The following is a 21,667-nucleotide window of genomic DNA, read 5'->3' as shown; positions in this document are numbered from 1 at the left end:
TTTATATCTATTATAACTTATGCAAACAATACCCTATCACTTATCATATCTTTAGAATTCAAGCTTTCAAAGTGTGAAAGCAGCTTATTGACGGTCAGGTTCCTTTTCTGCTCACCCTGTACATCCAGAATTATCTTACCCTGATCCATCATAAACAATCTATTACCCATTTTTATAGCATGATTCATATTATGCGTAACCATCAAGGCCGTCATATTATGCTCAGTTATTATATTATCTGTGATTTCATTTATTCTTTCAGAAGTTTTTGGATCCAGCGCTGCGGTATGCTCGTCTAACAGAAGCAGCTTTGGCTTGGTCATTACCGCCATTATAAGGGATAGTGCCTGCCTTTGTCCACCGGATAAGAGGCCTACCTTATTATATAGCTTATCCTCAAGACCAAGATTTACTTCTGCTAAGAGTTCCTTGAAGTAACTTATATTTTTCTTTGAAATACCCCAGGTAAGGTTAAAGCTCTTGCCTTTGTTGTAGGCCATAGACATGTTTTCAAGGATTGTCATATTAGGAGCTACCCCCTTGGATGGATCTTGAAACACATGGCCTATATGCCTTGCACACCTATAGTCCGGCTTTCCGGTCAGTTCCATTCCTTCAAGCTTTATTGACCCCTCGTCCGCAGGTAAAAGTCCGGATATTATATTTAAAAGGGTAGACTTTCCAGCGCCATTACTGCCTATTATGGTTATAAACTGTCCTTTTTCAACCTTTAGGTTTAGTCCATCAAACACAACTTTTTCGTTGATGGTGGATTTATTAAATACCTTATGCAGATTTTGTATTTGGAGCAATGCCATCACCTCCCACTGAGGATTTTCTTGTAAACTTAAACTTCTTAAATATATCACCGTTTAAAGATAATGCAAGCACCACTATGGTTGCAGTTATAAGCTTTAGGTCCGAGGACGGCAAGCCCAATCTCATAGCAAGTGCTAAAGCAGCTTGATACACCATTGCACCTACTATAACTGCAGACGTAGCTTTTATAAAGTTAAATATAGGGGATAATTTCTTTATATACCCTATGAGCGCCTCACCCACAATAACTGCAGCAAGACCCATAACCACTACTCCGGTACCCATATTTACGTCGGAATAACTCTGGCTTTGTGCCAAAATTGAACCGGCCAGCGCTACCAGACCGTTAGATATAACCAGGCCAATGACCTTAATCTTACTTTTATTTATAGCTAAGGAAGTAACCAATTGTTCATTATCACCAACGGCCTTTAGAACAAAGCCAAGCTTTGTTTTTAAAAAGAGGTCTATAAGCAGTTTTACTGCCATGGCAAAGGCCAAAACGATCAAAATTCTTACTATAGGTTCACTGCTGCCTGGCAGAATCAGTTTATCTGCCATCAATAGTGACTCATTAGGCTTTTTCATAACCCTAAGATTAATTGAATATAAGGCCATCATTACGAGAATACCGGACAATAGGTTAGATATTTTCAATACTACGTGGAGAAAACCTGTAAGAAACCCTGCCAGACATCCACCAATTATAGCTAACAAACAGGCAACATAGGGATCTCCTCCCTTGACAACCCACGCAGCTGTAATGGCAGCACCAAGGGGGAAACTCCCGTCTACTGAAAGATCAGGAAAATCAAGAATCCTATAAGTTATATATACCCCGACTGCTACTATACCGAATATTAACCCCTGCTCCATTACATTGAAAAGAATTTGCATTTTATTTTACCCCTCCAGTTATCTTCTCTGCTTTATCTAAAATGTCAGATGGAACGGTTATATTTAATTTCTTTGCGGCATCTGTATTAACTACTAATTGCATATCTTCGAGTACTGTTATAGGAATATCTTTTGGAGCCTTACCGTTGATTACATCAACAGCTACAAGACCAGTCTGATATCCTAACTTGTAATAATCGATACCTAAAGTTGCCAATGCTCCGTTTTCAACCATTCCAGCTTCTGATCCAATTATGGGAATATTGTTGCTATAGCATTTGTCGACTAATAACGGCATAGCTGATGCTATAGTATTATCTGTGGGAACGTACACTACATCTACTTTGCCAACAGCCGAAGCTATTGCCTGGGCAATATCATTCGTGCCGGTTACACCAATTTCTACAATTTCCAGTCCCATACCCGGTGCTGTTTCCTTTGCAGCCTTAACCTGTACTTCGGAATTCTTTTCACCGGTATTAAATACAACTCCTACCTTCTTTGCAGCAGGAACAAGCTGCTTCAACAGTTCAAACTGCTTATCTATGGGCACATTGTCAGAAGTACCTGTTACATTGGTTTCAGGCTTTTCCAAGGACTTTGCTATCCCTGCTTCTACCGGATCTGTTACCGCCGTAATAAGAATAGGAATATCCTTTGTTTGGTTATATGCAGCCTGTGCCGTAGGCGTTGCTATGGCCAAAATCATGTCCACCTTATCAGAAACAAACTTTGATGCTATAGTATTGGCAGTGGCCTGCTGGCCCTGAGCATTCTGTATATCAAGCTTTAAATTCTTTCCTTCCTCATATCCCTTGTCCTTTAAGGCAGCTATAAAGCCCTCTCTGGCTGAGTCCAGTGCCGGATGCTCAACTATTTGTGTGATTCCAATCTTTATCTCTTTTTTGTCTTTCAGCGGAGTTCCTGAGGAGCCCTTTGAAGAACACCCCGCCAGAAGTGAGATTCCTAATACAACTGCTAAAATACGTGATACTTTTTTTCCTACCATTCTACCATCCCCCTGTTATTATTTAGATAAATTTCTGTTATTTGCAGCTGATTGGAAAAGATAGGACATATAGAAATGCAAAAAAACTCTCCTAATAGGAGAGTTTATATTCCAAAAAAGAATAGACTAATCCGCTTATTTCAAAACTATCTCCTACCATACTACCATGCTGCAAATATTTTTTCTTGAATACTTTTTATTCTACCATGCTACTACAAACAAGCCACACCATTATGGCTTGTTTAAATTTTATTACCTTTTCCCATAATTGTCAATACGATTTTTACAGGTCCGGTATAGATCTATGTCCTATGCCTATTACTACTTCATTAAGGTGTAAAAGGCCTATACTCATAAAAATACAAAGACTCAAATGCTCTCCATATCTTGCAATACCTATCTTGCCTCCCACGTTTAATCCGTTGGCCTTGGGCGCCAACTGGGCTATAGCCTCTCTTGCAGCCCCGGCTACGGCGCCGTCATGTACATGACAGTCTTTAATAAGCCCACACCTTTTAGACGCCACAAGAGCTCTCTCTATTATTTTAGGAATAGAATTAATTAGGTTTCCGCCTACATCTACTGCCACGGTCTTAATGCCCTTAGCTTGAAATTCTGCTTCCAGCTCCTTCTCTTCCTCTCTGGAAGAAATAGCAAGCCTCACTGAAGCCTTAGCCACATCAATACTATCTATTGTCATTATATTCACACCCACCTTTTATGTTTGTAATTTAATAATGTGTAATGAGCAATTTATGTAGAAATTCAGCTGATAAGCTGAATTTCATCCTTAACTACTCATTACTCATTACAAATTACTAATTATTTTTAGACTTTTCAATTTGTTCTGCCAAATCGTTGAGATACATCCACCTCTCCATCTTCTCCTCAAGCTTGGCTTCAAGTTCTTCTTTTTCCTTTAAAAGTTCCTGCAGCAATGAATAGTCTGCCGCAGCCCTTTCTATTTTCTTCTCTGTTTCTTCTATTTTTTCTTCTAAGTCTGCAATTATTGAATCTATTTGCTCATATTCTCTCTGTTCCATATATGAGAATTTTACAGGTTTCTTCTTTTCTTCTTTTATTTCATCCACAGACGATTTATTTATATTCACAGTTTCCTTGGATTTTTCACTGTTTTCATTGATAGCCTTTTCTTCCTCTGCAACTTTTGCCTTGTAGTCCGAATAGTCCCCGGAATATTGCACTATTTCTCCCTCTCCCTTGAAGGCAAAGATCTTTTCTGCCAATCTGTCTAGGAAGTATCTGTCGTGGGATACTGTGATGACAGCCCCGGCAAAATTATCTATATAGTCCTCCAGAATAGTGAGAGTTTGAATATCCAAATCATTGGTAGGCTCATCTAAGAGCAGAACATTTGGAGCTTCCATCAACACCCTTAGAAGATACAGCCTTCTCTTTTCTCCCCCTGATAGCTTTCCAATTGGAGTCCACTGTGCTTCCGGCGGGAAGAGAAATCTTTCAAGCATCTGTGAAGCACTTATCCTCTCACCTTCAGCAGTAGTCAAATACTCTGCTGCATCCCTGATATATTCAATAACCCTCATATCTTCTTTCATATGATAGTTTTCTTGGGAGTACAGGCCTATCTTTACGGTTTCTCCAACCTCCACCTCTCCACTATCCGGCTTTAGATTGCCGGCAATGATATTCATCAAGGTTGACTTTCCGCTTCCATTAGGCCCCACTATACCTATTCTATCATCTCTCAGCAGGATGTATTCAAAGTCCTTTATTAAAACTCTTTCTCCAAAGGACTTGCTTATATGCTTTAACTCTATCACCTTTTTGCCCAGACGGCTGCTGGCAACTGAGATATCTACCTTGTCCTGTACTTTATTCACGGTTTGGTCAGCCAGCTTATTAAAGCGGTCTATTCTGGCTTTCTGCTTGGTAGTTCGGGCCTTTGCCCCCCGCTTTATCCAAGCCAACTCCTTTCTTAAGAGATTTTGCCTCTTAGCTTCATTGGCTTCTTCTCTTTCCATTCTTTCCGCCTTCTTCTCTAGGAACTCAGTATAGTTCCCCTTATAGGTGTACAAATTGCCCCGGTCTAATTCTATTATCTCATTAGCAACCCTATCCAGGAAGTACCTGTCATGAGTTATCATGAGCAAGGCACCCTTTCTCTTGTTTAGATACTGCTCCAGCCAATCTATTGTATCATTGTCAAGGTGGTTGGTAGGCTCATCCAGAATCAACAGGTTTGAAGGATGAATCAAGGCTGAGGCCAGGGCTATCCTTTTTCTTTGTCCTCCGGAAAGGTTACCTACCTTAGCATTAAAATCTGAAATTCCTAACTTGTTAAGAACGGCCTTGGCTTCACTTTCTATTGTCCATGCATTTGCCGCATCCATGTCATGGGTGAGCTTCATCATTTTTTCTCCAAAACCCGAATCCTTTTGGAGTTCTTCTTCATATTCTCTGATCAACTTCATTATGGGAGAATTGCCGTTGAAGACCTGCTGAAGCACCGTAGCTTCCTGATCAAAATGTGGATTTTGCGGTAGATACTCTATTTGAAGAGCATTGGACCTAATAATCCTCCCCTCATCCACTTCTTCAACTCCGGCAATGACCTTTAGGAGGGTGCTTTTCCCTGTACCGTTTATGCCAATAACCCCTATCTTATCTCCGTCATTTATACCTAAATTTATATTATTAAACAGTTTCTTTTCACTATAGCTCTTTGTAATATTTTCTGCACTTAATAGATTCATGTTTCTTCCTCTCTATGGGACTTATGCCCTTAAAATAAACTTCAATTACTTTATAACATAAGCGGATGAAAAGAGCAAATACATTATAAACTTGTCACACTTAACTTGTCACTAAAGAAAACTGCTTCACACTTTCTTTCAAATAGAAATAAACCCTTAAAAATAAAAGAAATTCAGCTTTGCTGAATTTCTTACATAATTGTCAATTGAACTCCCCCAGTTGTGCTTCAAACTCCTCTGCCGTCACACTCTCTCCTAAATAGCCGGTGTTCATAGCAATATTTATATATTCACTGCTGATTATGCCTGAATCTGCTTTAAAGCATGCCTGCTTGGGATTTACACAGGAGTAAGGCATTGAAACACTGTCTTTGCCAAAGGTCTCTAAAAACAGATAGTATTCCTCCTGAGGTTTGAAATACCTATCCTCGTCAAAGCCGTTGGCTATTACCTTTTTTCCGTCTCCCAGCTGTTTAACAAAGATGATGTCTCCTTCTTGGATATTTCCCTTTATAACTTTTAAAACCTTTATTCTGGAAACGGTATAAAGATATTCTATAGGTTCTCCGTCCTCATGGTCACCCATATGAATTTCCTTTATACCTGTATCAAGTATCTGTCCCCTGATCACTATTTCGCTGTTATCATACAGGTCTTTCAAGGTCTCATACTGGGGAAAATCAAGGCTAATTATCTTTGTCTCACTGACTACTTTTGCCACCTTTTGAGCCTTCTTTTTCTTAAGCAGCTTTATTCCTGCATATACAGATGCTCCAACTACCGCTGTTGTCGCTGCTACACCTATAGCCAAATTTTTCTTCTTCATAACTACACACCCTTCATATACCATATATCCCCATTATATACTTTAAATTATTCTAATTCAATTATTACTGCAAAAGGTTTATTTATATTGTCAACAATCTCATAGCCTGTCATCAGAAGTTTATTTTCAGAAGGGTTCCATAGAATGTTTGGAAAACTTTGAGGTAAGTCTAAAGGAAACTGTATTGTCTTTCCTGTATCCACATGGGTAATAAACAAGAGTTCCTTATTGCTTTCTTGTGGCATAACAACATAAGCCAGTCTTTTGCCATTCTTGGACCAGCTAAAGCCTCCCACACTCCCTTGATCATATATGTTCATTATCTTATTTCCCTTGGCATCTCTTATATCAAGACTCTTACGTCCCAAGGGCACAAATGCAAATTTACTTCCATCTTTATTAGGAACAAATTCAGCCGCATTACTGAGCAGATTTGTAAGCTTATTGGCCGTTATATCATACTTATAAAGCTTATATTCACTGGAAACAAAGTAGACATTATCACTAACTTTAATTGGATCCCTCATAAACATGCCATTGGCAGGTATTATCTGCTTTCTGGAACCGGCCACATCTGCGGTGAATACGGCCCCCTTTGCAGCAGAATAGAAGATTATCTTATTATCTACCCATCTTCCGATACCTGCAGGGATCTCTTCCATGTCCGTTACTCTTATATTTTTATTATTTTCTATGTCATAAATATATCCCGTGGCAGTAACATCTGCATCTTCCTGATAGTACACATATCTTCTATCGGGAGACAGCACTGCATAACCTATGTCCCGGGTGGATGCTACCAGTAATTCTTCCTTTCCGGTTTTTATATTGTATTTATATAAATTATTGGGATAGCCCTTTGTACTATCTCCTTTATCAATTTCAGGCTTATTTATGTTTTCCTTTTTAATCAGTATATACTCCTCATCGAACCAGTCTAAAGGATATATGCCTTGAATTGTATGTATATTTTTTAATATTATTGTTTTTTCTCTTTCAACTGCAATATTTTGAAGTACTTCTTTTGTCTGCTTTACCTCTGTAACCTGCTGACTTGAACATGCTGATGACAAAATCATCGTAGTAAACAAGCTGATTACTCTTAAGAATCTTACCTTAGCCACTTTCAAAAATAAAACACCTCCCCAAAAACTTATGATATTATTTTGAATAAAAATGTGCAATTTTATTTATAAAAAAAAGATTTTCTGCGGTCCACCCACAGAAAATCCTCCTTAATTCTTAATTTTTAATCCTTAATTCCTAACTAGCTTTTTCCAAAGCTTCTTCTAAGCTCTCGAAGACTGCTCCCTCTCCCAGCTTATCAATAAAGCCTGCTTTCTCCAGTGCAGAATAGGGTTGAGCCTTAACCCCTGTAAGTATAAGCTTAGTCTTAGATGCCTTACAAGTTTTTCTCAATTTATTCATGGCATGAATTGCGGTAGCATCCATGGCCGGTACAAGATTCATTTTTAATATAAGGACCTTGGCCGGACCCTGAACCTGTTCTATGACTTCTGCAAATTTGTCAGCTGCCCCAAAGAAGAAGGGCCCATTTATCTCATATACCAGCACGTCCTTTGAAACTGTATCTCTCAGCGGTGTGTCGGAATCCACATCATCCAGATCCATGGATACATACTGAACCTGGGTGACATCAGCCATTCGTTTCATAAATAAGAGGGCTGCCAGGACCATTCCAATTTCAATGGCCACAACCAAATCTATGAGTACTGTTAAAGCAAAAGTAGCCAGCAGCACAAAAATATCACTCTTTGGAGCACTTAGTAAGCTCTTAAAGGCTCTCCACTCACTCATATTGTAAGCTACTACCATTAGTATGGCAGCCAGAGATGTCAGTGGAATAAGCTTAGCATAAGGCATAAAGAGAACCATGATTAAAAGCAGTACTAAGGCATGTACCATTCCAGCCACCGGAGTTCTTCCTCCATTTTTCACATTGGCTGCTGTTCTTGCAATAGCTCCTGTGGCCGGTATACCGCCAAATAATCCAGAAGCAATATTGGCTGCACCTTGGGCAATCAATTCAGTATTGGACCTATGCTTTCCTCCTATCATACCATCAGCTACTACTGCAGAAAGTAATGATTCAATTCCCCCAAGCAGTGCTATTGTAAAAGCGGGCTGGAGCAACTTCTTAACAGTAGCTATGCTGATATTAGGAAGCTTTGGCATAGGAAGTGCCGATGAAAGTTCACCATACTTACTGCCTATGGTATCAACATCTAACTTAAAGAAATAGGCAATCAAGGTTGTAACAATAAGAGCCACCAAAGAGCCCGGTATCTTTCTGTTTACCTTTGGCCAATATATGATGATAAGTAAAGCAGCAACGCCTAAAAGAACACTTGTCCAATTTATTTTGTTTATATTTAAAATATAAGATTCCCACTTTTCTATGAATTCTGAAGGAACCTCTTCTATTGATAATCCAAAGAAATCCTTAATCTGAGTTGAAAATATTACTAGAGCTATACCGCTGGTGAAACCTGTGGTTATGGGATAGGGTATAAATTTTATTATGCTCCCCAGGCGGAAAACACCCATCAATACTAGAATTACACCCGCTAATATAGTGGATATGATCAATCCCTCCAGACCATGCTCAGCGATAATTCCGGAAACAATCACCATAAAGGCTCCGGTTGGTCCACCAATTTGAACTCTGCTGCCCCCTAAGAAGGAAATAAAAAATCCTGCTATGATTGCTGTATGTAGCCCCTTCTCCGGAGATACACCGGAAGCTATAGCCAAGGCAATGGACAGCGGTAAGGCTATAATTGCAACTATCACCCCTGCAGTAATATCCTTATAAAATTGAGAAAGACTATAATTCTTCATGCAGGTAAAGAATTTGGGTTTGAATGTAGACACTTTAAGACTCCTTTCAATATTGCGCATCTTTTATGCGATTCCTTGTTTAATTTTAGTCAACTCCATCAACTATTCTAGCACTGAAAAAACTTTAATAATAGTGGTAATTCGCATAATAATAAAGTTCCAATATTCCGAATATTTAAATTTTAATATAAGTTTGCACTTAGGCACTATCTCATACTAAAAATCCCTTCAAGCTTATTTTCCCAACCTTTGTGTATATATCAACATATCCTTTCTTTGCTCCCAACCGGTGTTTGACCAAAAATCTTGATCCCAAAGGTTGTCCTTAGATACAAATAGGTGACATGTGTCAATACCTTCAGCCCTCAATCTCTTCAAAACCTCATTGACCATCTCTAGGCCAATTCCCCTTATCCTGTATTTATGTTCCACAGCTACGCTATATATGTAACCTCTACGCCCGTCACAACCGCAAAGTACCGCAGCTACTATCCTGTTTTCTATTTGGCACACTATGTTAAAACATGCATTTTTCTCAAGAAACCTGGCAAGGTTTTCTCTCGAATCAGCGTCACTAACCACTATGTAGGGTGCAGCTTCCCACAATCTCATTACTTCATCATAATCATTTATGGTCATCTGCCTTATTATCATAGCAACCACTCCATACTATATAAATATTAAAGGCAGAAAGTCTATAAATTCTCTAGATTTCTGCCATGCTTTATGAAAATATAAAATTATATGATTGCGGTTTTTAAACAATTACTGACTTAAATATTTGATTGGTGTACCCTTCAAAAACAGGATACATAAAACTGATCTTCATAAAATCCTTAACTGTTACTAAATTCGATGGTTTATCAAATTGAACTATACCACTCTTCTGCATGACTTCGGATACAAACTGTGAGCAAAAGTAGTGGTTCTTCCTATACTTGTCCAACTTAAGAACAACATATAGTAATCCTAAAAAGTTATATCTCAATTTATGTCTATTAACCTCAAAGTCTTTTAACAGCTGCTGTAATCTATTGTATTGTTCATCAGTTATTTCAAGCTTATATATAATACATCTACATTCTGGGAATATCTTGTATACTCCTTCATTAATATTTTCAAGTACGAATCCACCACTAAAAGGATTAATAGGATTGACTCTGCCGAAGCTATACATTGTACTCAAACTTTCATCTAAACTTAAAGATATGTGATTGTAGCTTAATTTAGTATACAATTTTATCATCTTTGAAAGCCAAGTTCCAGTTTGGGACATAACTATATATACAGCCTTCACTCCCATCCCCCCCTTCCATCATAGATATATAATATTATATAATAGATTAACATAGAAAGCAAAGATTAACTTTGAGACAGGTAATCTATATAAAGTGTACCTCTTTTCTCTTTAACACAATGATATTTTCATTTCTCAAATTCTCATTCCACTGATTAATTACTTCTTCTGCATTCTGATTGTTATTACTGTGGCCGTCTGCCACCAATACTACTTCATAGCCCAGTTGCTTTCCATCCAGGCAGGTGGTCTTTATAGCTCCCTGGGTAATCAGTCCTGTGACTACTATTTTGTATATATTCCTTTTCCTAAGTTCTTCATGAAGCCCGGTATTTTTAAAAGCACTTATCTGTTCCTTATATAATAAAACATCTCCATCCCTTAAGGTAATTCTAGGGTGTAATTTAACAGCCGGCATCCCTAAGCCACTCAAAGCTCGATTAAAATTCAGTATGTAAAAAATCTGAACCCCTGCCTTATGTGCCTCATCGATCAGGCCAACAATATTATCTAACAACCCCCTCTCATTGTGTATCGTACTAGGTCCGCTAAACAAGCCTCTATGTACATCAACTACTAAAAGAGCTGTATTGCTAGAATTTAAACTCATTTCCCTGCCCTCCTAATTTATCCTGGTATATTATATTATTCATACTAGAAATAATAAATAACTATTTAAGTTTTTCAATAACTTAACTTTTAATTTTACACCCTTATATACTATAATAGTGGAAGAGGTGATATTAATGAAACTCAACAAAGTTCATCACGTAGCAATTATTTGTTCCGATTACAAAAGTTCAAAGCACTTTTATGTTGATATTCTTGGCCTGAAGCCCTTAAAGGAAACCTATAGGAAAGAGAGGATTTCCTATAAACTAGACCTAGCATTGGGTAACGAATATGTAATAGAGCTATTTTCCTTTCCCAATCCACCTAAGCGCTTAAGCTATCCAGAGGCAGCAGGTCTGAGGCATATTGCCTTTCAGGTTCATGATATAACTGAAGCTATAGAGGAACTAGAACTAAAAGGTATAAAGACAGAACCTCTTAGAATAGATGAGTTAACAGGGAAAAAGTTCACCTTTTTCAGCGATCCAGATGGACTTCCCATAGAGCTTTACGAAGTTTAGGAAAAAGTTGGAAGCACTTTTTTAATGAGTAATTAATAATGAATAATTGTGGTGGAAATTCAGCGGTTGCTGAATTTCTTTTATTTATAGAGACAACTATAAATAAAAGAGCTATTATATCCAAGTATAGTCACCTTAAGGATATAATAGCAGAATTTGTCCATAATTAATACAGTAAATTTAATCTGTCCAAGCTTATGAAGTTATCATCATTATGGCAATATAAAGAAAGATTAAAATAACTAGCGGAATATAGGCAATAAAAGTTCTTTCCTGTTGCTGTACATTGTTAAACAAATAAGCTCTTTCATTGTCTATTTCATAATTAATATTATCATATGCGTTACCTTCGCTGTAGGCAGCTGCCACAGCTTTTTTATTTCTATTGTTCATATAAATCAAAAGTCCCACTATTGCTGCAGCGGAACCCAGGGCAATTACAAAACTAACTGCCAGCATTATGGCTGTTTGTGCTGCTGTTGTAACCTGCTGAGCCTCCTGGGCTGCTTCTATGACTTCAGTGCCAACCTTATCCTTTAACATTTGCGATAGCTCAAGCATAGTTACTTGAATTCCATTGAAAGTAAAATGACATAGCACTGAGGCCCATATGGAATTGGTTATTCTAACCATATATGCGAAAAGTACCCCAAGAACAAAGGTATATAAGGATTGCTGTGGATCAAGATGAAGTATACTAAATACTAAGCCATTTATCAGTGCAGCCCTTAAGATGCTTGTCTTGTTATAGCCATGAAGTACTATCCCTCTTGTAACCAGCTCCTCACATATCGCAGGTGTAATTGCCATCATAAAGAGCAATTTAGGATATGATATGTCTTTTAATATCTCAAAGGCCTGGGCTACAGGATTATCAAAAAACAAGGCCGTTATCTGAGATAAGAAAGATGCCACAGGCTGTGCAAAAAACGCTATTGTTATAGCTATAGCCGCATCTATAGGCTTAATTTTATTTAATCTGAAAACTTCTTTTGGAGACTGTTTTGTTATTAATATAAAAGCTACTGCCGGTATTAACAGGGCAATGTATTCATGTACAGCCATCAAATTTACGTATCCCAATAGGCCAATCAGATCCCTTACCAGAAACATTTCAATAGCCAGCATAAACACTATTAATAAAAGCATAAACAGGTTAGCACGGAAAATCGACTTCATTTACTTCTCCCTTTCAAATTTATTTCAATAATCTCAGACTGGCTACCTATAAATTTCTCTCCTCAGCCACTCCAAAACGCTTTGTACCGTTTTGTTTCTTATCTCCTGCCTGGTCCCTGAGAAGTTAAACTTTTTCACCATAACTCTGCCATTAACATATAAACCTGCGTAAACAAGACCCACAGGTTTTGCTTCTGTACCCCCACCTGGTCCTGCAATCCCTGTTACTGATATACCAACTTTTGTTCCGGTAAGCCTAATAAGTCCTTCTACCATCTCTTTTGCAGTCTCTTCACTGACAGCCCCAAACCTATCCAAGGTTTCTTTCTTAACTCCTAGAAGCTGAATCTTAGCCTCATTGGAATATGTCACTACTCCATGACTTAGTACCGCCGAAATTCCGGGATAGTTTACTAATGTGGCCGATATGAGCCCACCGGTACATGACTCTGCTGTGGATATGGTAAGGGCCTTTGATACCAGTAATGCCCCTACTATATCCTCTAAGTTCTGAGTGTTAAGATTATCTTTCATATTCCCTCCTAATAATACACCGGGTGGTGATAGTATCTCCCCCCGGTATCATTACGTCCCTTTTATTATCTGCTTTCAGTTATTGCCACAGCTACTGCACCAAAAACACCTGCATCTGTTCCAAGTCCTGCGGGAACTATTTTACAGTTGTTCATTGGTCTTAAGGCTCTGTTCTTTACTACTTCTTTTACTCTCTGAAATACTATTTCTCCTCCCTTTGAAACTCCGCCGCCGATTACTACAACCTCAGGGTCAAAGCAGCAGATTACGTTTGCCACGCAAATTCCTAAATAAGTAAGGCTTCTGCCAAGTACAAAGGATGCTACTGGGTCCCCTTTTTCTGCTTCAACAAAAACTTCATAGGAAGTAACCTTCTCGTATTTTGTTAGAGATGTTTCCAAACCTCTGTTGATTGCATCATTTGCCTGTCTGGCAATAGCTGTTCCGGATGCAAAAGCTTCTGCACAACCATAGTTACCACAGTTACATCTTGGTCCTTCAGGCTGAACAGTTATATGTCCTATTTCAAGAGCGTTAGAAGTTGCTCCCTTATACAATTTGCCATTTAATACTGCTCCACCGCCAATACCGGTACTTACAGTAATATAAACCATATTCTCTGTTCCTCTACCGGCACCAAAAAGGTATTCACCTACAGCTGCAGCATTGGCATCATTTTCTAAATATGTTGGAATTCCAAACTTATCTACTATACCTTTAACTATCTGGAAGTTCTTAAAAGGTAGGTTTGCTGAATTTAATATTACTCCTGTTTTGGAATCTAAGGGTCCTGGAGAACCAATTCCTATTGCTCTGATTTCACTATAATCTTTTTCAGAAGCTCTAACCGCTTCTTCGATTACATGTAGAATTCTTTGCATTACTGCCTCTTCACCTTCATGGGCATTAGTAGGAACTGTTATCTTACTTAATAGTGTTCCCTCCAAGTCTGATGCTGCGCCGCAAATCTTTGTCCCCCCGAGATCTACTCCTACTACATATTTTTATCCATGCGTTAACCCTCCAATATGTTCCCTATTTTCTTTTTTAATGCCTTATTATCTAATTTTTTATTATACCATAATTAAATAATTATTAATACTAATTTATTCAATAACCTATAAAACAGTAAACAGCCAAGAACCATGTCTTTGGCTGCTTGTCATATTTACTCAGATTAGGCTTTTCTCCTGACAGACAAATAAATCTTTCCGTCACTGTGCTCTTCTCTAGAATAAATAATAAAATTCTTCTCTTGGAGCATGCTACATATGATATTTATATTTTCTGTACTTACATTGTCAAAAGTGATTGTAAACTTGTCGTCTGAATCTACCAATTCAATATAATCACTGATATTGCTGTAATCACTTAATCCAATATTGCCCATAACATCTAACCTATACTGCGACATAGGATAAGCACCCTCCTTAAGAGTAGGATATATTATAATATGTCCATATTTTTAGTTATTATGTATACAGAAAAAAAGGTGGCCAAGGCCACCTTTTTATACAGCTTCATGCTGTTTCTTTGCATTTTCAATTATCTTAGCAGCTTCAGATACAGGTACTTCTTCATATCTTTCAAAAGTCATCCTGAAAGTACCTCGGGCTTGTGTCATTGATCTTAAATCGGTTGCATATTTAAACATTTCTGCCATAGGAACTTCAGCCATAATTTTCTGTCCGACCTCTACAGGGTCCATGCCTAATACTCTTCCTCTCTTCTTGTTGATGTCACCTATAATGTCACCCATGTACTCATCCGGAACAGTAACTTCAACATGCATAATTGGCTCTAATAAAACCGGATCTGCCGCTTCTAAGCCCTTTTTATATGCTAGTGAAGCTGCAACTTTAAAGGCCATTTCAGAAGAGTCAACGGGATGGGAAGATCCATCATGTAATGTAGCTTTTAATCTGATAACAGGATAACCTGCCAGTACCCCGTGCTGTATACATTCCCTTAATCCCTTTTCTACAGCAGGTATATACTGTCTTGGTACAACTCCACCTACTACTTCATCAACAAATAGAAGATCATCGCCATCATATCTGGGCTCGAATTTAATCCAAACATCTCCATATTGTCCATGACCACCGGACTGTTTCTTATGTTTTCCCTGTACATCCGAGGTCTTTCTAATGGTTTCTCTGTATGGAACCTTAGGTGCTTGAAGGACAACCTCTGCACCAAACTTGTTCTTTAACTTGCTGGCAATTACGTCCAAATGTGTTTCTCCTACACCTGAAATAATTGTTTCTGCATTCTCTATGTCTCTTCTTACTGTGAAAGTTGGGTCTTCATCCATCAATCTTTGCAGACCTGAGGATATCTTATCTTCATCACCCTTGGCCTTAGGCATTGCACTCAATGAAATTACCGGCTCTGGGAAATTAATCTTGTCATATACTATATTAAGGTTTTGATCACACAGCGTTTCTCCAGTATTGGTATACTGCAGTTTTGATACAGCACCAATGTCACCGGCCACTATTTCTGTGGTTTGGATCTGATTCTTTCCTCTCAAGAAATATAGGCTTCCAATCTTTTCTTGTTTCTCTTTATTTGAGTTATAAACTATACTATCGCTTTTAAGCTTACCGGTTATAACTCTAAATATGGATAATTTTCCAACAAAGGGGTCTGCAATGGTTTTAAATACAAAAGCTGAAAATGGTTCTGCAGGGTTTATTTTAACATACACTTCTTTATTATTCTTCAGGTCCATTGCCTTTTGCGGAATAGCATATTCAGGAGATGGGAAGCACTCTACTATGTCTTCCAGCAAGGTCTCCATGCCTATGCACTCTAATGAGCTGCCGCACATAACAGGAGCTATATCACCGGATGCACAGCCTGCTATTAATCCGCCATATATTTCTTCATCACTTAATTCACCTTCACCAAAGTACTTTTCTAATAGTTCTTCATCTGTTTCCGCAACAGCCTCCATGATCATTCTCTTACATTCGTCAACCTTATCTATTAAATCTGCTGGTATGTCTGCTGGTTCCATAGTCTTTGTCTTAGGGTTATATATTCTGGCTTTTCTGGATATTACATTAATTACACCTTTGAAATCTGCTTCGCTGCCAATAGGGTATTGTATTGGTACTACTGAGATGCCAAACTTATCTTTCAATGCCTGTAAAACTTTCTCAAAACTGCTATTCTCTCTGTCTAGCTTGTTAATGAAGAATGTTCTGGGAAGCTTTATTTTGTTAACATAATCCCAGGCTTTTTCTGTTCCTACTTCAATACCAGAAGCTCCGCATAGAACTATCAATGCAACGTCTACAGGTCTCATGCCTTGAATTAATTCACCTACGAAATCAAAATATCCAGGAATGTCTACTAGGTTTATTTTTGTGTTCTCCCATTCAATTGGAGCTACAGAAGAAGAAATAGAAATACGTCTTTTCTTTTCCTCTATATCATAATCACTTGTAGTAGTCCCATCCTCAACCTTACCAAAACGGTCTATAGTCTTTGTATAATATAACAAAGCTTCTGTTAACGTTGTCTTTCCGGACCCGCTGTGTCCAATGATTCCAACATTTCTAAGATTTTGGGTTTGATAGTCTTTCATAGTGATACCCCCTAATATAGTTTTGACTTATAGAGAAACAACTTCAACTATTAACTTACACACCACCGATAAGCGCTGACGATAAACTTTGCGGCTCATATATAAGTTAAGTTTCCGTAAGCTTTCCCTGCGGTAACCATAATAATATATTCTATCTTTAGCTTAATTTTCCTTCTGGAATTAATAAAATTTTCAAAATCTTTAGACATTATAATTATTACCTGCATCTGATGATTTATTCAGCGGATCCAGTTTAATAATATTAATATTTTATTACCAATATACCTATAGTTTTAACATGGATACAAGGGGGTGGGCGTTGGCGGAATAAATATATTGGATTCTGTAGCTTAACAAAAATAAAAAAATAAGCCCCTTTGTGTTTTAATAGTTTTGACTAGAAACTAAACACAAAGGAGGCTTTTTTAATGTTCAATTATAATAATAAATTAGTTTTTCATAAACTGATAGCGGAAATAGGAGGGAATTTTTTAGCTAGCACTATAGAAAGGTACGGGGGAGACTGCCGCAGTCAGCATTTTGATACTAAATCTCATATAAATTCGATGCTTTATCTGAATTTTAAACAGTGCAATAGTTTGAGAGAGGCAAATGAAGAAATAGCAACAAATAGAAAATTGAGAAATTTAATAAATGTACCAAGTGTTTCACAGTTTTCACGAAAAAATGCTACCCGTGATTAAAGAATATTTGAAGAGATTTTCTATTATTTAGTTGATAAGGCTAAGAGAAGACATGGTGCCGCTAGGCTACTTAAGGACATTCCACCTGCTAAAATAATTGACTCTACCGTAGTATTAGTTGCCTTGAAGTTAGCTTCTCATTTAAAAATTTTCCTTATTTAAGCCATAGGATAAATCCAACTACTTAAGGGCAAATTTTTCTTTTTGAGTCCAAGCTAACCAAAAATCAGGGAGTTATTGGAATATATAAAAATCCAATAGCTCCCTTTAAAATTGTCAACAGTATTTAATTGTATTAATGCAACACTAGAAGCCGGAAACTACTTTTTAAAGTAGTTTTGCGACACCACCCTACACTGTGCACTAGGATGGACTTATCAAAATGCTTTGATACACTTGACCATTTGATTATTCTAAAGACAATTAATTTTGTAAAACTTAGATTTGAAGGAGGTGATTCAATAATTCTTAATAAAAAAGTTTTTGGTATAGATCATTTAGAACAGAAACAATTTCACTGTTTTTATCTATAATAAACTTTTTCTCATTAATACTTAGGAATAGAGATTCCTTATTTCTATCAGCTATTGATAATCTCAGTGGATTGGTATCATCCTTAAAAACTAACTTAATGGAATATAATTCTCCATTTGGAATAGTCTCTTCACATAAATTGACATATGTCAATGAATTAATTGAGGTTACTATATTTTTAATATCATTAATTTCTTCATTCTTTAGCGTTTCACTGTCACCTGCTTTAGTAGCCTCAATAAAATCAACTTTATTACTGTCGATTTCTACCGACAATACTTTTTTTTGCTCTATATTATTGGGATTGCCTTTTGAACAACCTGAATAAAGTACACAACAAAGTATCAGTAAAATATAAAATATACCTTTTCCAATTTTAAAATCTCTTAGCATAGCCATCACCCCAAGCTTACTATTTAAGATATTGTGATACGTATATTGAATCGTCAAGATTTATATAGTATCAATATTTTTTATAAACTACTCTAACCAGATGATGTCATCATAGTATGTTGCTGTTGAAGTAACGGTTACATCATTATGACCAAATCCATCATTCACAATCAAATAATAATACCCATAATTTTCTGTATATCCATGAGTGATTAACCAATGATTATCATCTATTGGGTTTCCGGGTTCGGTTCCTGTTATTACAGGCAGGTTTCTATTAATTAATGACTTTATTTGAGAATATAAATAGCTCTGCCAAGAGATGCCCGATACCACAAATATCTATCACCGCAATATAGACTTAATCCGCTTCCTACTTGGCTTGCGCTAGTGCCGGCATCCGGAATGTATGTACCGGCAAGTAAACCTGTTAAAGCCGATGCTGATTCATAGCTGGTAGCTACAGTATTATCATTGTAATAATCATCATAATACATAAGCAGTATAGCAGCACCATCTACACCACAATAATGAGATGTAGCCCATGTTCTTAGAGTTCCTGTTATCCTTGAGCCGTAAGATGTCGATGAATAATTGCTCTCAATACTGTAAGCGTCATTTAATTGATTTATATTTTTTTCTTTTTCGGAAGCAGATTTCTTATAATTCTTGGTAAGCTTATCTTTGTCTACCTTTTTATTTGTATTAAGACTTACTAGTTGACCATCCTCATATTTATAATATTTAAGTGGTCCATTGTATATGGGTTTCGAAGTATCATTTAAAACTGAATATGGATTTTCGGTCTTTAATGAAAACTCTGGTACTGATAAATCATTAGTATTAATTATGACATAACCCCCATCGTTTATTGAAATACTTAGTGCCTCTAACTCATCATCAATATTATATAATGGTATCGCTTTGCCTAGTTCTACATCATGGCCCATTAGTTTAAGGAATTTCTTAGCATACTCTTTTTCATCACTAAAATTATCTTTTGCAAATACATTAATGGTAGTTGATAACGTCAAAACAATGGTTAGAAGTAAACTTAATAATGATAATCTTTTTCTTCTTATTTTTTCTCTCCTCCTAAATAATAATTAGCGATTTGGTTATATATGCATATAGCCTCGATGATATTTATTCTACACATACTTAAAAATTCCTCCTAAATAAAACAAATATTCAATTATAAGGAATATTTGTGAAAGAATTTTTATATAAGGGCTGTAACAAGCAGGATATTTCATGGTTAACAACTGTACCTGGTGCATCAGCATTGGTAAAACCAAGTGATACAGCTGATATTATCAGTGTTAGAATTAAAGCAACAAGTCTTTTTCTAATATGAAACATCCTAAACTTTTTAATATTACAAATGAAAAATCTCTCATGTTAAATTAAGTATATTAAGTAGACACAGATTTTTCCGTAATCTAATTTACTAAGGATTCAATTTTTTTTGCAATATTTGCTACAGCTTTTATATAAAATTTTTATGAGATAATACCTTCAGGATGATTTACTAGGGAGGTTTGAATATTGAAAAGTATAGATAACTCTAAAGAATGGCAAGGTTTAATTAATGATTATCACTCCAGCGGACTATCAGCAAAGGCATGGTGCAAACTTAACAAGAAAAACATAAATGCCCTGCATTGCTGGAATAAAAAGCTTAAAAAAACTAAGTCCAATGACGAAGCTAAGCAAAATTGGGTTTCAGTTCAGACAAGTTCTATTACATTATCGCCAACTATTACTGTAAAAGTGGGAAACGTTGAAGTGTCAGTTTCTGAAGGCTTTAATAAAGAGCTCTTCTCAGAGGTTGTTCACTTGAAAAGAATATAGAGGGACAGCTTTCTCTTGCTATATTCAATAAAAAAATCAGGCTCACGCCTGATTAACTTTCCAAAAAAATAAAAATGGCTCCGCGAAGAGGACTCGAACCTCCAACCCTTCGGTTAACAGCCGAATGCTCCACCATTGAGCTATCGCGGAATGCCTGACCTGGCAACGTCCTACTCTTCCACTCAGTCTCCCGAGCAGTACCATCGGCGCTGTGAGTCTTAACCATCGTGTTCGGAATGGGAACGGGTGTAACCCTCACGCTATCATCACCAGATATCAGAGAAGTTTGTTCTCTGAAAATTGCACATAAGAATGTGTTTTAGGTCAAGTCCTCGACCTATTAGTACTAGTCAGCTGCACACATTACTGTGCTTACACCTCTAGCCTATCAACCTTGTGTTCTTCAAGGGGTCTTACTGACTTACGTCATGGGAAATCTTATCTTGAGGTGGGCTTCACGCTTAGATGCTTTCAGCGTTTATCCCGTCCCGACATAGCTACCCAGCGGTGCTCCTGGCAGAACAACTGGTACACCAGAGGTCAGTCCATCCCGGTCCTCTCGTACTAAGGACAGCTCCTCTCAAATTTCCTACGCCCGCGACGGATAGGGACCGAACTGTCTCACGACGTTCTGAACCCAGCTCGCGTGCCGCTTTAATGGGCGAACAGCCCAACCCTTGGGACCTACTTCAGCCCCAGGATGCGACGAGCCGACATCGAGGTGCCAAACCTCCCCGTCGATGTGGACTCTTGGGGGAGATCAGCCTGTTATCCCCGAGGTAGCTTTTATCCGTTGAGCGATGGCCCTCCCACGAGGTACCACCGGATCACTAAGTCCGACTTTCGTCCCTGCTCCACTTGTGGGTGTCGCAGTCAGGCTCCCTTCTGCCTTTACACTCTACGAACGATTTCCAACCGTTCTGAGGGAACCTTTGAGCGCCTCCGTTACTTTTTAGGAGGCGACCGCCCCAGTCAAACTGCCCACCTAACAATGTCCCGTCACCAGCTTCATGGTGTCCGGTTAGAATCTCAGTATCATCAGGGTGGTATCCCAAGGTCGACTCCACAAAGGCTGACGCCCTTGCTTCCAAGTCTCCCACCTATCCTGTACAGATAATACCGAAACTCAATGCTAAGCTACAGTAAAGCTCTACGGGGTCTTTCCGTCCAATCGCGGGTAGCAAGCATCTTCACTTGCACTACAATTTCGCCGGATTTGCAGTTGAGACAGTGCCCAAATCATTACGCCATTCGTGCGGGTCGGAACTTACCCGACAAGGAATTTCGCTACCTTAG

19 protein-coding genes, 1 tRNA gene, 2 rRNA genes and 2 pseudogenes (1 of these 24 only partly in view) are annotated in these 21,667 nt (G+C 37.8%); 3 read left to right on the top strand and 21 right to left on the bottom strand.

Annotated elements, in window-relative coordinates; translation table 11 throughout:
* Nucleotides 1-17 precede the first annotated feature (17 nt).
* The 11 genes from FHY60_RS01185 to FHY60_RS01135 form a co-directional block, all read right to left on the bottom strand.
* Nucleotides 18-812 carry an ABC transporter ATP-binding protein gene (locus FHY60_RS01185; protein WP_139902398.1) on the bottom strand — a complete coding sequence of 265 codons (795 nt, stop codon included), beginning with the start codon at nucleotides 810-812 and terminating at the stop codon, nucleotides 18-20.
* Entirely contained in the window at nucleotides 787-1,716 is a 930-nt protein-coding gene (locus FHY60_RS01180; RefSeq protein WP_139902395.1) for an ABC transporter permease, read from the bottom strand. Before FHY60_RS01180 ends, FHY60_RS01185 begins: the two co-directional genes overlap by 26 nt.
* Before the next feature lies 1 nt (nucleotide 1,717).
* Nucleotides 1,718-2,725 (bottom strand): ABC transporter substrate-binding protein, encoded by a 1,008-nt coding sequence (locus FHY60_RS01175; protein WP_139902392.1) that lies wholly within the window; start codon nucleotides 2,723-2,725, stop codon nucleotides 1,718-1,720.
* A gap of 283 nt (nucleotides 2,726-3,008) precedes the next feature.
* Nucleotides 3,009-3,425 (bottom strand): HutP family protein, encoded by a 417-nt coding sequence (locus FHY60_RS01170; RefSeq protein WP_139902390.1) that lies wholly within the window; start codon nucleotides 3,423-3,425, stop codon nucleotides 3,009-3,011.
* Between the two features lie 118 nt (nucleotides 3,426-3,543).
* Nucleotides 3,544-5,460, bottom strand: coding sequence for an ABC-F family ATP-binding cassette domain-containing protein (locus FHY60_RS01165; protein ID WP_139902387.1), 1,917 nt, complete (start codon nucleotides 5,458-5,460; stop codon nucleotides 3,544-3,546).
* A 202-nt stretch (nucleotides 5,461-5,662) separates the two neighbouring features.
* Nucleotides 5,663-6,286, bottom strand: a complete 624-nt coding sequence (locus FHY60_RS01160; RefSeq protein ID WP_139902385.1) for a hypothetical protein — start codon at nucleotides 6,284-6,286, stop codon at nucleotides 5,663-5,665.
* 47 nt (nucleotides 6,287-6,333) lie between these two features.
* On the bottom strand, nucleotides 6,334-7,416 hold the full coding sequence (locus tag FHY60_RS01155; protein WP_139902382.1) for a PD40 domain-containing protein: 1,083 nt from the start codon (nucleotides 7,414-7,416) through the stop codon (nucleotides 6,334-6,336).
* 133 nt (nucleotides 7,417-7,549) lie between these two features.
* The gene (locus FHY60_RS01150; protein WP_139902379.1) at nucleotides 7,550-9,208 is read right to left on the bottom strand and encodes a SulP family inorganic anion transporter; all 1,659 of its coding nucleotides are present in this window, start codon (nucleotides 9,206-9,208) and stop codon (nucleotides 7,550-7,552) included.
* 174 nt (nucleotides 9,209-9,382) lie between these two features.
* Complete coding sequence (locus tag FHY60_RS01145) at nucleotides 9,383-9,802, bottom strand: GNAT family N-acetyltransferase (protein WP_139902376.1); 420 nt, start codon at nucleotides 9,800-9,802, stop codon at nucleotides 9,383-9,385.
* Nucleotides 9,803-9,905: 103 nt separating this feature from the next.
* Nucleotides 9,906-10,445 carry a hypothetical protein gene (locus tag FHY60_RS01140; RefSeq protein ID WP_139902374.1) on the bottom strand — a complete coding sequence of 180 codons (540 nt, stop codon included), beginning with the start codon at nucleotides 10,443-10,445 and terminating at the stop codon, nucleotides 9,906-9,908.
* Nucleotides 10,446-10,530: 85 nt separating this feature from the next.
* Entirely contained in the window at nucleotides 10,531-11,055 is a 525-nt protein-coding gene (locus FHY60_RS01135) for a cysteine hydrolase family protein (RefSeq protein ID WP_139902371.1), read from the bottom strand.
* Between the two features lie 136 nt (nucleotides 11,056-11,191).
* Here FHY60_RS01135 and gloA2 point away from each other — a divergent pair, with 136 nt between their 5' ends.
* A complete protein-coding gene (gloA2, locus tag FHY60_RS01130) occupies nucleotides 11,192-11,578 on the top strand; it encodes an SMU1112c/YaeR family gloxylase I-like metalloprotein (protein WP_139902368.1) in 387 nt (128 codons plus the stop codon).
* A 195-nt stretch (nucleotides 11,579-11,773) separates the two neighbouring features.
* Here the strand turns inward: gloA2 and FHY60_RS01125 are convergent, their stop codons facing one another.
* From FHY60_RS01125 to fusA, 5 genes and pseudogenes are all read right to left on the bottom strand, one after another.
* On the bottom strand, nucleotides 11,774-12,727 hold the full coding sequence (locus tag FHY60_RS01125; protein ID WP_180375445.1) for a CPBP family intramembrane glutamic endopeptidase: 954 nt from the start codon (nucleotides 12,725-12,727) through the stop codon (nucleotides 11,774-11,776).
* 72 nt (nucleotides 12,728-12,799) lie between these two features.
* Nucleotides 12,800-13,264: pseudogene (locus FHY60_RS01120) on the bottom strand (CinA family protein); the annotation flags it as partial.
* Nucleotides 13,265-13,356: 92 nt separating this feature from the next.
* Nucleotides 13,357-14,295, bottom strand: a pseudogene (locus FHY60_RS01115) (ROK family protein); the annotation flags it as partial.
* A gap of 173 nt (nucleotides 14,296-14,468) precedes the next feature.
* Nucleotides 14,469-14,705 carry a hypothetical protein gene (locus FHY60_RS01110; protein WP_139902357.1) on the bottom strand — a complete coding sequence of 79 codons (237 nt, stop codon included), beginning with the start codon at nucleotides 14,703-14,705 and terminating at the stop codon, nucleotides 14,469-14,471.
* A 96-nt stretch (nucleotides 14,706-14,801) separates the two neighbouring features.
* Nucleotides 14,802-16,886: an elongation factor G gene (gene fusA, locus FHY60_RS01105; RefSeq protein WP_139902354.1), complete on the bottom strand. Its 2,085-nt coding sequence runs from the start codon at nucleotides 16,884-16,886 to the stop codon at nucleotides 14,802-14,804.
* Nucleotides 16,887-17,314: 428 nt separating this feature from the next.
* On the opposite strand from fusA, the gene FHY60_RS01100 reads away from it, so the two are divergent.
* On the top strand, nucleotides 17,315-17,590 hold the full coding sequence (locus FHY60_RS01100) for a DUF4372 domain-containing protein (protein ID WP_139902352.1): 276 nt from the start codon (nucleotides 17,315-17,317) through the stop codon (nucleotides 17,588-17,590).
* 468 nt (nucleotides 17,591-18,058) lie between these two features.
* Here FHY60_RS01100 and FHY60_RS01095 read toward each other — a convergent pair whose 3' ends face one another.
* Together FHY60_RS01095 and FHY60_RS01090 are read right to left on the bottom strand one after the other, a co-directional pair.
* Nucleotides 18,059-18,517 carry a hypothetical protein gene (locus FHY60_RS01095; protein WP_139902349.1) on the bottom strand — a complete coding sequence of 153 codons (459 nt, stop codon included), beginning with the start codon at nucleotides 18,515-18,517 and terminating at the stop codon, nucleotides 18,059-18,061.
* Nucleotides 18,518-18,807: 290 nt separating this feature from the next.
* Nucleotides 18,808-19,551, bottom strand: a complete 744-nt coding sequence (locus FHY60_RS01090; protein ID WP_139902346.1) for a hypothetical protein — start codon at nucleotides 19,549-19,551, stop codon at nucleotides 18,808-18,810.
* Nucleotides 19,552-20,065: 514 nt separating this feature from the next.
* Between FHY60_RS01090 and tnpA the strand changes: the two genes are divergently transcribed.
* Nucleotides 20,066-20,371: an IS66 family insertion sequence element accessory protein TnpA gene (tnpA, locus tag FHY60_RS01085; RefSeq protein WP_139902344.1), complete on the top strand. Its 306-nt coding sequence runs from the start codon at nucleotides 20,066-20,068 to the stop codon at nucleotides 20,369-20,371.
* A gap of 75 nt (nucleotides 20,372-20,446) precedes the next feature.
* Here the strand turns inward: tnpA and FHY60_RS01080 are convergent.
* The 3 genes from FHY60_RS01080 to FHY60_RS01070 form a co-directional block, all read right to left on the bottom strand.
* Nucleotides 20,447-20,521, bottom strand: a tRNA-Asn gene (locus FHY60_RS01080).
* Nucleotides 20,522-20,528: 7 nt separating this feature from the next.
* Nucleotides 20,529-20,645, bottom strand: a 5S ribosomal RNA gene (gene rrf / locus FHY60_RS01075).
* A gap of 46 nt (nucleotides 20,646-20,691) precedes the next feature.
* Nucleotides 20,692-21,667, bottom strand: a 23S ribosomal RNA gene (locus FHY60_RS01070); it runs 1,975 nt beyond the window's last position.

It is taken from the genome of Clostridium thermarum (assembly GCF_006351925.1).
Taxonomy (GTDB): domain Bacteria; phylum Bacillota; class Clostridia; order Clostridiales; family Clostridiaceae; genus Clostridium_AU; species Clostridium_AU thermarum.
This window is presented reverse-complemented; position numbering and strand designations above follow the sequence as displayed.

What these genes read in the sequence shown, in the direction of transcription:
- FHY60_RS01150 (WP_139902379.1), bottom strand. Translation starts at nt 9,208, where the DNA reads ATGCGCAATATTGAAAGGAGTCTTAAAGTGTCTACATTCAAACCCAAA.
- fusA (WP_139902354.1), bottom strand. Translation starts at nt 16,886, where the DNA reads ATGAAAGACTATCAAACCCAAAATCTTAGAAATGTTGGAATCATTGGA.
- FHY60_RS01100 (WP_139902352.1), top strand. Translation starts at nt 17,315, where the DNA reads ATGTTCAATTATAATAATAAATTAGTTTTTCATAAACTGATAGCGGAA.
- FHY60_RS01125 (WP_180375445.1), bottom strand. Translation starts at nt 12,727, where the DNA reads ATGCTTTTATTAATAGTGTTTATGCTGGCTATTGAAATGTTTCTGGTA.
- FHY60_RS01160 (WP_139902385.1), bottom strand. Translation starts at nt 6,286, where the DNA reads ATGAAGAAGAAAAATTTGGCTATAGGTGTAGCAGCGACAACAGCGGTA.
- FHY60_RS01170 (WP_139902390.1), bottom strand. Translation starts at nt 3,425, where the DNA reads ATGACAATAGATAGTATTGATGTGGCTAAGGCTTCAGTGAGGCTTGCT.
- FHY60_RS01110 (WP_139902357.1), bottom strand. Translation starts at nt 14,705, where the DNA reads ATGTCGCAGTATAGGTTAGATGTTATGGGCAATATTGGATTAAGTGAT.
- FHY60_RS01180 (WP_139902395.1), bottom strand. Translation starts at nt 1,716, where the DNA reads ATGCAAATTCTTTTCAATGTAATGGAGCAGGGGTTAATATTCGGTATA.
- FHY60_RS01175 (WP_139902392.1), bottom strand. Translation starts at nt 2,725, where the DNA reads ATGGTAGGAAAAAAAGTATCACGTATTTTAGCAGTTGTATTAGGAATC.
- FHY60_RS01135 (WP_139902371.1), bottom strand. Translation starts at nt 11,055, where the DNA reads ATGAGTTTAAATTCTAGCAATACAGCTCTTTTAGTAGTTGATGTACAT.
- FHY60_RS01095 (WP_139902349.1), bottom strand. Translation starts at nt 18,517, where the DNA reads ATGCTAAGAGATTTTAAAATTGGAAAAGGTATATTTTATATTTTACTG.
- FHY60_RS01165 (WP_139902387.1), bottom strand. Translation starts at nt 5,460, where the DNA reads ATGAATCTATTAAGTGCAGAAAATATTACAAAGAGCTATAGTGAAAAG.
- FHY60_RS01145 (WP_139902376.1), bottom strand. Translation starts at nt 9,802, where the DNA reads ATGATAATAAGGCAGATGACCATAAATGATTATGATGAAGTAATGAGA.
- gloA2 (WP_139902368.1), top strand. Translation starts at nt 11,192, where the DNA reads ATGAAACTCAACAAAGTTCATCACGTAGCAATTATTTGTTCCGATTAC.